Annotated in this window: 11 protein-coding genes; 8 read left to right on the top strand and 3 right to left on the bottom strand. The window is 71.9% G+C overall.

The features are described 5' to 3' along the window. Window positions 1–82 precede the first annotated feature (82 nt). The 3 genes from ABZ193_RS09915 to ABZ193_RS09905 all read left to right on the top strand — a co-directional run bounded on the left by ABZ193_RS09915 (window position 83) and on the right by ABZ193_RS09905 (window position 3,927). A complete protein-coding gene (locus tag ABZ193_RS09915; protein WP_354709576.1) occupies window positions 83–1,081 on the top strand; it encodes a hypothetical protein in 999 nt (332 codons plus the stop codon). A gap of 6 nt (window positions 1,082–1,087) precedes the next feature. Next, window positions 1,088–3,232 (top strand): hypothetical protein, encoded by a 2,145-nt coding sequence (locus ABZ193_RS09910; protein ID WP_354709575.1) that lies wholly within the window; start codon window positions 1,088–1,090, stop codon window positions 3,230–3,232. Between the two features lie 86 nt (window positions 3,233–3,318). Further along, window positions 3,319–3,927: a hypothetical protein gene (locus tag ABZ193_RS09905; RefSeq protein WP_354709574.1), complete on the top strand. Its 609-nt coding sequence runs from the start codon at window positions 3,319–3,321 to the stop codon at window positions 3,925–3,927. Window positions 3,928–4,182: 255 nt separating this feature from the next. On the opposite strand, the gene ABZ193_RS09900 is transcribed toward ABZ193_RS09905, so the two are convergent. Further along, window positions 4,183–5,238, bottom strand: coding sequence for a hypothetical protein (locus ABZ193_RS09900; protein ID WP_354709573.1), 1,056 nt, complete (start codon window positions 5,236–5,238; stop codon window positions 4,183–4,185). Next, window positions 5,235–6,434, bottom strand: a complete 1,200-nt coding sequence (locus ABZ193_RS09895; protein WP_235716065.1) for a type VII secretion protein EccE — start codon at window positions 6,432–6,434, stop codon at window positions 5,235–5,237. The genes ABZ193_RS09900 and ABZ193_RS09895 overlap by 4 nt, the downstream gene beginning before the upstream one ends. 231 nt (window positions 6,435–6,665) lie before the next feature. Here ABZ193_RS09895 and ABZ193_RS09890 point away from each other — a divergent pair, with 231 nt between their 5' ends. From ABZ193_RS09890 to ABZ193_RS09880, 3 genes are all read left to right on the top strand, one after another. Next, on the top strand, window positions 6,666–7,586 hold the full coding sequence (locus tag ABZ193_RS09890) for a sigma-70 family RNA polymerase sigma factor (protein ID WP_020416771.1): 921 nt from the start codon (window positions 6,666–6,668) through the stop codon (window positions 7,584–7,586). A gap of 417 nt (window positions 7,587–8,003) precedes the next feature. Further along, window positions 8,004–8,879 (top strand): biotin-dependent carboxyltransferase family protein, encoded by an 876-nt coding sequence (locus tag ABZ193_RS09885; RefSeq protein ID WP_020416769.1) that lies wholly within the window; start codon window positions 8,004–8,006, stop codon window positions 8,877–8,879. A 422-nt stretch (window positions 8,880–9,301) separates the two neighbouring features. Further along, window positions 9,302–9,733, top strand: coding sequence for a C40 family peptidase (locus ABZ193_RS09880; protein ID WP_051123479.1), 432 nt, complete (start codon window positions 9,302–9,304; stop codon window positions 9,731–9,733). Here the strand turns inward: ABZ193_RS09880 and ABZ193_RS09875 are convergent. Beyond that, window positions 9,709–10,338 (bottom strand): TetR/AcrR family transcriptional regulator, encoded by a 630-nt coding sequence (locus ABZ193_RS09875; RefSeq protein WP_354709572.1) that lies wholly within the window; start codon window positions 10,336–10,338, stop codon window positions 9,709–9,711. The genes ABZ193_RS09880 and ABZ193_RS09875 overlap by 25 nt on opposite strands. A gap of 44 nt (window positions 10,339–10,382) precedes the next feature. Here ABZ193_RS09875 and ABZ193_RS09870 point away from each other — a divergent pair, with 44 nt between their 5' ends. Together ABZ193_RS09870 and ABZ193_RS09865 are read left to right on the top strand one after the other, a co-directional pair. Beyond that, window positions 10,383–11,234, top strand: a complete 852-nt coding sequence (locus tag ABZ193_RS09870; protein ID WP_354709571.1) for a virginiamycin B lyase — start codon at window positions 10,383–10,385, stop codon at window positions 11,232–11,234. 62 nt (window positions 11,235–11,296) lie between these two features. Continuing rightward, a partial coding sequence (locus ABZ193_RS09865; protein ID WP_354709570.1) for a carboxymuconolactone decarboxylase family protein occupies window positions 11,297–11,832 on the top strand: 536 nt, incomplete at its 3' end.

The following is an 11,832-nucleotide window of genomic DNA, read 5'->3' as shown; positions in this document are numbered from 1 at the left end:
AGGCGGGTGCCGTCCGACCCCTACCCCCGGTCGGCACCCGCTGCCAGGCTCGTCAGGCAGCACGAGGTCAGGGAGGGACACGATGGCTATTCCCGACGAGGGCGAGGGCACCCCTCTCGCGAAGTGGGTCACCGAGGGCAAGCCGCTGAAGATGGAGCCGAACTCGTTCCGCGGGTACGGCAAGAACATCGCGACGCTGCAGAGCAACCTCCAGAGCGACATGCTGCCCGCCTCGACCTCGCTGCAGGGCGTCGGCAAGGACACGTCGATGAGCACCGGTGGCTTCCCCCCTGGCACCCAGATGGCGCAGCTGGCCGCGCGCAACGCCGGTGAGGTGGCGCAGTTCCTGCCGAACATCGGCCAGAACTGCATGGCGATCTCCTCGGTCGCCTGCATCATGGGCGACGTGTTCGAGGGCATGGACGGCGACAACGCCGAGATGCTCAACGCGATCCAGTGGGCGCTGGGCATGCCGGGCGCCAAGAGGCCGGACAACGCTCCGGCCTACCTGGATCCGAAGAACACCCTCCAGAGCCTCGCCGCCGAGCAGGACAAGAAGACCGCCGAACCGGGCGAGGACAAGCTGATCGGCTCGTACAACTTCCCCGGCGGGCACGTGGAGCTCTACCGGACCGGCGACGGCGGCACCCGCAGCATCACGAGGACGGCCGACGGCATCACCGAGACCGTGACAGACAAGGACAACAACACCGTCTACACCTCGACGACCACGCCGAGCGGGCAGACGACCACCGTCAACTACCGGGACGGCAAGCCGGTCGGCAAGACCGTGACCAGCACGCAGACGGTGCAACGGGCGCGGGGGATGACCGACGAGGTCACGACGAACACCGAGTACGACGCGGACGGCGACGTCGTGAGCACCACGTACGACCACGCGGTCACCACGACGTTCCAGGACGGGACCCACACGCGGGACTACTACTCGGTCGACGACAAGGGGAACAAGTCGGAGACGCGGCACATCGGGGTGCAGGGCGATCCGGTCACCGGCCAGGACTGGACGGAGCTGGCACAGAAGCGGATGGAGGCCACGCGGCGGGCCACCGGGGGGATGTGACGCGGGATGGCGGACGAAAACGACCCGTACTTCGGGTTCAACACGAACTCGCTCGAGCCGGGCTACATGCCCGTCCCGTACGCCCCCGGCTACCAGCCACCGCAGGGCCCGCTCCTCGGCAGCAACTTCTACTACTCCGACATCGAGAACAGCCAGAACGGCCAGACCGGCGCCCAGGGCGACGACGGCGGCGGGGATGCGAGCGCTCAGGTCGACGGGGCCGACATCGAGGTCATCAACAAGTGGATCATGGGTGAGCAGCCCGGCACCACCGCCGAGCGCTCCCAGCAGTGGACCAACATCGCACAGCTGCTGCAGAACACCGCCGACACCCTGCGCGAGCAGACCCAGGCCCTCGCGGAGAACTGGGAGTCGCCAGGCGCGAAGGACGTGTTCCTGAGCAAGGTCGGCGAGACGCTGGCGTACTTGCGGGTGTGGCAGGACGCGGCGATCAAGAACTCGGTCGCGTTGTACGGCCTGTCGAACGTCATGTACGAGGCCCAGGCCGAGATGAGGAAGCTGTACCTCGAGTACTCCTACGTGGTGGGCGGGCTGCAGTACTTGGCCGACCTGCCGCCGGTCGGCACCCCGGTCGGCGTGGCGAAGGCCATGCCCCAGCGCAAGGTCGACGAGGAGAAGGAGAAGTACGACAAGGAGGCGCGTGCCCTCGCGAACCGGTACATCGGGGAGTACGCGCCATACCTCGCGAAGCTGCAGGCCGGGCGGGCGAAGGCGCTCAGCCCGCCGCTCGACGCGATCGCCCACCCCACCGCGCTGGGCCAGGACATCCCGAAGATGCCGCCGGTGGCTCCCCCGGGTGCTCCCGGCGGGACGCCACCGGGAACGCCCGGCGCCACGCCGCCCGGCGCGACGCCACCGGGCGCGCCCAACCCGAACACCCCCAACGCCCTGACCACCCAGCCGCCCGGCACCCCACCTGGTGATCCCGCGGTCAACCCGCCCACGACCACCGCCACGCCGCCGGGGGCCACGCCGCCGGGCGCGCCCGAAGTCACCCCGCCCGGGACTCCGCCCGGCGCACCACCGGCCATGCCACCCGGCGCCACTCCGCCGGACGCGACGAGCGTGCCGCCGGCCGCGTTCGGCGGGGTGCCGCCCATGGTGACGCCGTTCGCGTTCAACGGCGGCGGGGGCAAGGTCGCGCCGAACGCGTTCTCGGCGAACACGTTGGCGCCTGGGCTGTTCGACGGCTCGCGGACGCCGGCCACGACACCGCCGACGCTGGGCGACACGTCGCTGAACAAGGCTCTGGGCGCGCCACCTGGCGGTCTTCCGCCGTCGTTCAACCAGAGCAGCCTCTATCCGCCGGGGACGATCACGCCGCCGCCCGGCGGGCAGGCGCCGCAGACCCCGCAGGAGAAGGCCCCTGGCGAGAACCAGCCAGGGATCCCGTCGTACGGCTCGCAGTCGTTCACGGACCACCTGGACATGGAGGCGAAGGCCATCGCCCAAGAGGCGGCCGCGGCCACCCCGCCGCCACCATTGCCGCCGGGCACGTCCATGCCGAACACACGCGAGGTGGACAAGGCCGCACCCGCATCGGCGTTCGCCGATGGCGGCTACACCGAGCAGGCGCCTGCCTTCACGCCGCCGCCGACCACCACTCCCCCAGTGCTGAACAACAACGCCAAGCAAGCCCGGCGTGGTGGCAGCAGTGCCGAGGCGCCGGCAACCCCGCCTGGTGGGCTCGGCCTCGGCGCCCCGCCAGTGCTGTCCAATCCGCACCGCAAGCCGCCGGAGAAGACGTTCACCGAGAAGCAGCGTGAGCGCGCCAGGCGCCGTGTCCTGCCCGGGATGCCGGGAGCCGAGTTCGCGGCGAACCTCCCGGCAGGCACGAGCCCGGTGTTCGACGGGCGGCTGTCCGCCGAGGAGCGGCTCGTCACCTCCTTCGGGGAGATCCCGCGCGGCCTGCAGGGCCCGGCGCCCGTGGTCGCGGTTCCGGACCGGCACGCCAAGCCGGTCGTGCACGCCGATCAGGCCAAGCGGGTCGCCCGCAAGGACGAGAAGGCGCCCGTCACCGACGAGTCGGTCTTCGAGGTGGAAACCCCTGGTGGGCCGGTCGTCGCGGGCGGGGAGCCGGACAAGCGGTACCGCAGGGCGGAACCGTCCGCTCTGGACGGACGGAACTGAACCGCTTTCCGGTGCGTCGGATCCACAGAAGACGTTGACCGCGTCCTCAGTGGACTGACGCACCGGAAAGCGAGTTGTACCCCTTCATGAAGAGCACCCGTATCGCCGCCTTGCCCGTTCTCGCCGCCGCCGTGCTGGCGCTGTCGGCCTGTGGTGGCGACGAGGAGCCCAGCAGCCCGGCCACCACCACCGCGGCGGCTTCGTCGTCCTCGGCGGCGCCGAGCTCGTCGGCGCAGGCGGCGCCCGCCGGTGCGGCCGAGAAGACCGCCCCGGGCACCAAGCTCAAGGTCGGCGACCGCGCGGTCATCTCGTGGGACAAGGGCACCGCGGCGGTCACCGTCACCGCCGTCGAGGCCGGTGACAAGGCCGCGATGGAGCGCCAGTACGGCGACCGCGCCAAGGGGCTGACGCCGTACTACATCCGGTACACCGTGGAGAACGTCGACGGCGCGGACCACGCCTTCGCCTCGTCGCCGAACTTCAGCCTGGCGATGGCGGACGGCGGCCCGACCGGCGTGGTGATCACCGGCGAGCTGGGTAGCTGCACCGACGACGGCGCCCCGGAGGACTTCACGACGGCCGGCGCCAAGTACGAGGCGTGCGACCTGTCCGCCACCCAGGACGGCGCGCAGATCGCCGGAGCCGAATTCGACGACGACGAGTACAGCGACGCCCCGCTGATCTGGACCAAGTAGTCCTTCCCGAGCTGCGCGGCCGCACTCACCTGGGGGTGGAGTGCGGCCGCGCTGCCATGTCCGGAAACGGCAGAGGGCACCCGCCGCAAGGCATCGGGGCGGGAGAGGGGGCGGGGGTGGTCGGACCCAGCCACAAGGACCGGGCCGGGGAGGTCGGACCCAGCCACGAGGGACCGCACGGGAGGCCGGCAGCACCGGATCACAAGGGACCGGGCGGGGAAGACCGGCAGGCGGGTCGGCCTTCCCCGCCCGGAGTCAGTACCGCCCGGGCCGTCCCAGGCGCGCTCGCTCGGCCGGCGCCGGGTCCACCCACACGTAGTGGTTGGTCTCGCCCGCGAGCACGGCCAGCATGTCGTCGCGCAGCATCTGCAACTGCTGGGTGGTCCGCTGGGCCAGCCGGAGCGCCGGGGCGAGCAGTGACGCCTCGTTGGGCGTGAGCCGCTGCATGAGCACCAGGTCCGAGCCCGGCACGGCACCCACCCGCTCGGGCGTGAGCCGCCGGTGCAGCAGCACCCGTGTCTGCCACGCCTCGGGCTCGCTCTGCGACTGGGGCGCGTCGTGCAGGCACAGCACGGGCGCGTCGGCGCTGGCGGTGACCGCGGGCGGCGAACCCGGCGCCACCACGGCGACCCGGTCGGTGCGGCCGGTCGCCGACTGTCCCAGCTGGACCCAGTCGGCCGGGTGCTGCGAGAACACCAGCAGCCGCGCGCCGGCCCGCAACGCGCGGTACGCCATCAGCCGCGCCGCCCAGGCGCCGCCGATCAGGCTCACCGACACCGGCTCCGGGCGGAACAACGTCAGCGCCACCGGGAACCCGTTCTGGTCCCGCCCGAGCGGCAGCCCCACCGACGACGCGGACACCTGCAACAACTCCAGCGCGGCATCAGACGCGTGGTGCGCCCCGATCCGCAGCCGCGGGATCGAGCGGTGCCGCCGGGTGCGCCAGTCGCGGTGCTCGCGTGGCGCGCCCACGACCGGACCGGCGGGGCCGGGACCGGGCGGTTGCGGCGGCGTCGGCGTCGGCACACCGATGGCCAGCGCGGGACGGGCGACCTCGACCGTCGTCGCGGCGGCCGCCTCGGCCGAGCCTGCCTGCTGGGTCTGCGGCGCGGGCGCCGCGACGTTGACGACGGCGGGCGCCTGCGGCATCGCGGGCGCCCCGAGCACGGCCTGACCGGGCGGCATGGGCTGGTGCTGTTGTTGCTGCTGCGCGGGCGGCGGCCCGGGCTGGGCCTGTGCCGGCGGCATGGGCCGCGGCATCGCCTGCGCCGGCGGCTGCGGCCGCGACGGTGGGTACTGTCCCGCGTTCATCGTGCACCTCCCCCGCTCGGTGCCGAAGCATACACGGCCGGGCCGTGCTGACCGTCCAAACGCGACACCCGGGCGCCGTTGCGCTCGGCCAGCTTCTTGACCAGGTCGCACACCTGCGGGTACCGCTGCGCGGTCGCGCCGACCCGGACCAGGCAGCGCAGCGTGGTCCCGTCGAACGACGGCTCCAGCAGCAGCGCGATGCTGACCAGGTCCGCGGGCAGCTCGGCCAGCGCGGCGAGCAGCCCGGTGCCGCGGTCGGGGTCGGGCCAGGACTGGATCCAGAAGCACCCGTGGGTCAGGCGCGTGGAGTGCCACGACTCCCAGGCCTCGTGCACCCGCGCCGGGCCGCCGCCGGGCAGCAGGTCGCAGGAGCGGGCGAGCGCGTCGACGACCTCGTCCGCGGTGAGCATCCGCGCCCGCAGCCCGCGCCGGCGCAGCACGCGCTCAGCGCGGCGGGTGATCTCGGCCAGCACGGCGGGCACGTCGAGACGCCCGCCCGGCGAATCGATCATGGACTCGGCGACGGCCCGCGCGTCCAGCCGCACCGCGACCCACAGTGCGCGGTCCCGCGTCCCGGGTTCGCGGCCCGGCACGGAGTGCGTGACGACCTGCATCACGACACCGGCCTGCTCGGCGTCGGCGGCGGTGCGGGCCAGCGCGGCCAGCGGCACCGGCGGGGTCGCCACGTCCGCGCCGCCGGACACCTCGAGCACGGCGAACCAGCCCGCCTCGTCGCTGCCCATGCCGAGCTTGGTCTCCCCCGGCCCGTCGATGTCCTCGACGACGAGGTCCGGCGCCAGCTCGCACAACGCGGTCAGCCGCGGGTCGTCCCGCTTCTCCCCCGAGGTGCCGCGGCGCGACCGGAAACCCATCCACAGCATCAGGCTTTCGGTCCACCAGCGGCCCTTCGAGCGGCCGAACATGCCGATGATCACCGCGAGCCCGATCACGCCGGCGGCGATCATCGCCCACAGTTCCTGCACGCCGACCGCGGCGACGACCATGAGCACGATCTCGAACGCCAGCAGCCGGGCGAGGCTCACCACACCGAGCCGCCCACGGCCACGGACCGGCCGGAACCACGCCTGCCCCCTGGCCTGGGCGCGCAGCTCGGCGGAGCCGCCGCCGCGCGCGTCGAACTGCGCGGCTGCCTGCGGCTGCTGGCCAGTCGTGATCACCTGCGGAGCCCCTTCCACCAGCCAACGATATCCCCGGACCCGGCCGTGATCACCCAGCGAAAATCCGCGGTGCGCACGGCGGTCCCGTAGCCGACCCGCACCGTACCGCACTCCGGCGCGACCGGGTTTCCCATGACCTGGCCTTTTCCGCTTCGACGCACGTCGACCGGCTGTCGGTTCCGTGCCAGCGCGTTCGGCCACTCTGTCAGGCGTAGCAGACTCCCCCTGGCTTGTCGGAGGCAACGGCAGGTGACTCCACCGCTCTTCGAGCCGGCCGATCCGGTCCGCGCGTACCTCACCGGCATCAGCCGCGCCGGCCTCCTGACCATCGAGGAGGAGGTCACGCTCGCCAAACGGATCGAGGCCGGGCTCTACGCCCAGCACCTGCTCGCGACCACGCGGGTGCTCGACCCGCAGCGGCGCGCCGACCTGCTCACGATCGCCGAGGAGGGCCGGGAGGCGAAGAACCGGCTGCTGGAGGCGAACCTGCGGCTGGTGGTGAGCATCGCCAAGCGCTACACCGGCCGCGGCATGTCGCTGCTGGACCTCATCCAGGAGGGCAACCTCGGGCTGATCCGCGCCGTGGAGAAGTACGACTACACGCCCGGTTTCAAGTTCTCCACCTACGCGACGTGGTGGATCCGGCAGGCGATCAGCCGCGCGCTGGCCGACCAGTCCCGCACCATCCGCATCCCGGTGCACCTGGCCGAGCAGGTCAACCGCGTGCTGGCCGCGCGCCGGGAACTGGCCGCGCGGCTGGGCCGGGAGCCGGGTCACGAGGACATCGCCGCGGAGCTGAGCCTGACGCCGTTCCAGGTGATCGAGCTGCTCTCCTACAACGAGGAGCCGATCAGCCTCGACCAGACCGTCGGCACGGACGGCAGCAGCGTTCTCGCGGACCTGTTGTGCCACCCGGACCGGCCCGGCGTGCCGGCGTCCTACCACGTGCTGCGCCGGGAGATCGACGAGCTGCTGTCGACGCTGAAACCGCGGGAGCAGCAGGTGATCCGGCTGCGCTGCGGTCTGGACGACGGCCGTCAGCGCACGCTCGAGGAGGTCGGCCGCGAGCTGGGCGTGACGCGGGAGCGGATCCGCCAGATCGAGCGGCGCACGCTGGGCAAGCTGCGGGAGGAATCGCGCACCGCCCGGCTGCAGGCCTACGTCTCCTGAGTCCGTCGTGGACAACCGCAGTCCCGCCGTGGTCCCGCCGTACCGGAGTGGCTGACCTGCGGTTTCGATCTTCGCGGGCGGTCAGGCCGGTGCGCTCGATCCGCCAGCGCGGCGGCGCACACTCGATCGGGCAACGACCATCGAGGGGGAAGATGGGCAGGCTGACCATGGCTGACACGAGCACCCTCTGCCGGACGTGCGGGGACTCGGGTGGCTGGATCCTGGAGACCGACGTCGATCCGGTGACCGGTCTGATCACTTCGCGCGAGGCGCCGTGCCCCCGGTGCCGGCCGGCCTCGCGGAGGCAGGACGACCCCTTCGGTTTTTGACGTTTCGGGTCCATCTGTCACAGATTCCTCTTGCAGGATCGTTCAACAATCTGTACGGTCACGACACCCGAAACGAATCGGAGTTGTCATGGCCGCCGTGCTCGAGGTCGTCGACAGCGGGCCGTTGTCGACCGTGCAGGACCTGGGCCGGCCCGGGTACGCCGACATCGGCGTGACGGAGTCCGGCGCCGCTGACCGGGCCTCGCTGCGGTTGGCGAACCGCTTGGCGGGCAACGACGAAGGCGCCGCCGGGATCGAGGTGACCTTCGGCGGATTCGCGGCGCGCGCGACCGCCGACGTGACGATCGCGGTGACCGGCGCGCCGTGCCCGATCACGATCGACCGGATGGGCGCGCCGATGAACGCGGCCGTGCGGGTCCCGGCCGGGTCGGAGTTCCGGCTGGGCTGGCCGGCGACCGGGTTGCGCAGTTACGTGGCCGTGCGGGGCGGCATCGCGGTGGAGCCGGTGCTCGGCTCCCGGGCGACTGATCTGCTGTCCGGCTTGGGCCCGGACCCGTTGCGGCGCGGGGTGTTGCTGCCGTTGGGCTCGGCTGTCGCGCCGGTGTCGCCGCCGCGTTTCACGCCCGTTACGGCACCCCCGTCGGACGAGTTGGCGCTGCGGATCCTGCCCGGGCCGCGGGACGACTGGTTCACGGAGTCGGCGTTGCGGACGCTGCTGGCCCAGCCGTACGCGGTGACGTCGGAGAGCAACCGGATCGGCATTCGCTTGGAGGGCCCGGTGCTGCCGCGAGCGCGGCACGGCGAGCTGGTGAGCGAGGGCATGGTGACCGGGGCGCTGCAGGTGCCGCCGTCCGGGAAGCCGACGCTGTTCCTGGCCGACCACCCGGTGACCGGCGGCTACCCGGTGATCGCGGTGGTGGTGGCGGAGGACGTCGACAAAGCGGCACAGGCGAGGCCGGGCTTGCAGGTGCGGTTCGACCTGGCGGAGCCGGCACGGGTTTGAGCGCTCGGCGACGGTTGGTTTTGTAGCGAGGGCGGGGTCACGCGGCTGATGGCGAGGGTCGCGCGGCCGGTGGCGCGGGGTCCCCACGGTCGGCGGGCACGGGTTCGTCTTGGCCAGGGCAGGTTTGCACCGCTGCCGGCCCGGGTTCGACCCGTAGCCTCCACGCAGGTTCGCGCGGTCACCGGCAGAAGACCTGCAGTGGAACCCCTGCTACAACCGGTAGACCCGCGCACATGCGCCAAACCCACAAGCCGACAGTGTTCTAATTCACCATTCCGGGTGTATACCGTTTCGTGATCGGCGCCCTGGGAATTCGGTCGCTGGTTCTGACTCCGGCCGGTGGGTCAGTTCCGGAAAGAAGAACCGAAACGCCTTCAAGGACTGAAGGAGGGGTTCACACCGTGCCCACTCGAATACGCAGGATGATCGCCATTCCGATCACCTGTGCCATCGCGACCGCCGCCCTGCTGGGGCTCACCGCGCCGGCCGGCGCGACCCAGCTGTCCACCGGCGATCGCATCGTGAACGCGGCCGCTGCGCAGGCCGGGACGCCCTACCGATCGGGCGGCGAGACCCCCAGCGGCTTCGACTGCTCAGGCCTGACGCAGTACGCCCACAAGCAGGTCGGGATCGACCTGCCGCGCACCGCTCGCGACCAGCGGGCCGCCGTGCGCAGCGTGTCCAAGTCGGACATGCGACCCGGTGACCTGGTGTTCTTCTCCAGCGGTGGCAGCGTCTACCACGTGGGGATCTACGCCGGGAACAACAAGATCTGGGCCGCCCCCGAATCCGGCGACGTGGTCCGGCTGCAGAACATCTGGACCAGTTCCTACTCCGTCGGACGGGCCTGGTAACCGGGTCCACCGATAACCGGCACAACCGAACAGGCCGCGTCCCGCGCGGCCTGTTCGGCCATTTCCGCGCGCGGCGGTTCACCCATCAGGACGAGCCGGTGGTAAAGCGGCGCCGTCGCGGCCACCAGTAGCCGGTGCGCGTCCACCTCGCCCGCGATTTCGCCGCGCCGCCGGGCCCGCGAGACCACCACTTCGCACCGCCGGTACCGGTCCCGCCAGAACTCGCGCAACGCAGCCGCGGCTTGCGCGGACCGGAACGACGCCGCGATCAGCGCCCGCGTCACCGACGACTCGTCCCGCAACGACTCGAAAACCTCCTGGTTGAGCGCGACGAGGTCGCCGACCAGCGAACCCGTGTCGGCCGGGACCCAGTCGTCCCCCGCGGCCGCGTCGAACACGTTCGCCAGCAGCCCGCCGACATCCCGCCACCGCCGGTAGACCGTGGCCCGGTGCACGCCCGAGCGCTCCGCCACCGCGTCGATGCTCAGCCCGTCGTACCCGGCCTCCACCAGCAAAGACGTCACGGCGTCGAGCACGAGCGCACGCGTGCGGGCGGTGCGGCCGCCGGGCCTGCGCAATCCGGTTGCGGGTGCCGAGTCGCTCATGCCATCATCTTAGCGCGACAACCGTCGCATTAGGGAGGCAGCACGTGCAGATCGACGAACTCACCGTCCCGGGCAAGGGCCCCTACGGGATCACCGCCGGGCCGGACGGCGCCGCGTGGGTCACCCTCGTCCACAGTGGCCAGATCGCGCGGATCTCCGGCGGCACAACGGTTTTCGACCTCGACCCGGGCTGCGGGCCTGCGGTGATCACCCCCGGCCCGGACGGCGCGCTCTGGTTCAGCCGCCTGCACGACCACCGCATCGGCCGGATCACCACCGACGGCACGACGGCCTCCGTCGAACTCCCGCCGGAGTGCGGCCCGTACGGGATCACCGCGGGCCCGGACGGCGCGATGTGGTTCACCGAGATGAACACCGACCGCGTCGGCCGCCTCGACGACGGCGCCGTCGAGGAATTCCCCTTGGGCGTCAAGGGTTCCTATCCGTCCACAATAGTCGCCGGGCCGGACGGCGCGCTGTGGGTGACGCTGAACCAGGCGGACACCATCACGCGCGTCACCACCGGGGGCGCGGTCACCCACTTCGCCCTGCCCACCGAGAAGGCCGCCCCGGTCGGCATCACCGCGGACGACCAGGCCGTCTGGTTCGTCGAGATCGGCGCCGGGCAGGTCGGCCGCGTCACGCCCGACGGCGAGGTCACCGAATTCCCGCTGCCCGACCGCGAAGCGCGCCCGCATGCGATCGTCCCGGACGGCGAAAGCGGTTGCTGGTTCACCGAATGGGGCGCGAACCGCGTCGGGCACATCACCGCCGACGGCGAGTTCGACCACTACCCGCTGCCGACACCGGGCTCCGAGCCACACGGCCTGACCGTCCTGGACGGCAAGGTGTGGGTCGCGCTCGAGAACGGCAAGGTGGCCCGCCTGCGCCCGTAACACCTCACATCCACGGCCACCGCGTCGTCGGACTTCCAGCAACCATCGAGAAAGGGAAGCCGATGACCACTCTTCGCTCGCGACTGCCCGACCCCGCCCGCTACATCCCCGAAGTGGGCACGATCGCCGGCGCCACCCAGCAGGCCATCCACAACGGGGCCGTCCCGGACACCACCATCCACCTGGTGCAACTGCGCGCCGGTCAGCTGGTCGGCAGCACCTACCAAACCGTCCGGCAGACCGAGGGGCTGCGCAAAGCCGGGGAGACCGAGGAGCGCATCACCGCGGTGGCGTCGTGGCGGAACGCGCCGTACTTCACCGACGGGGAGCGGGTCGCGCTGGAGCTGACCGAGGCCGTGCTCACCCCGAACCCGTCCGGCGAACGCGTTCCCGACGAACTGTTCGCCAGGGCCGCCGCCCACTACGACGAGCGGGAACTGTGGACGCTCACCCTGGTGATCGCCCAGATCTGCTTCTTCGTCCCGGTCGCGCTCATCGCCAAGCCGATCCCCGGCGCGCCACCGACGGCATCATCGACCGGCCGGACGAGTGCAGCTACGACCCGCGCTCGCTCGTCGGCAAGAAGGTGCTCTGCGAC

Source organism: Amycolatopsis sp. NPDC006125 (assembly GCF_040614195.1).
GTDB classification, from domain to species: Bacteria; Actinomycetota; Actinomycetes; order Mycobacteriales; family Pseudonocardiaceae; genus Amycolatopsis_E; species Amycolatopsis_E tucumanensis.
This window is presented reverse-complemented; position numbering and strand designations above follow the sequence as displayed.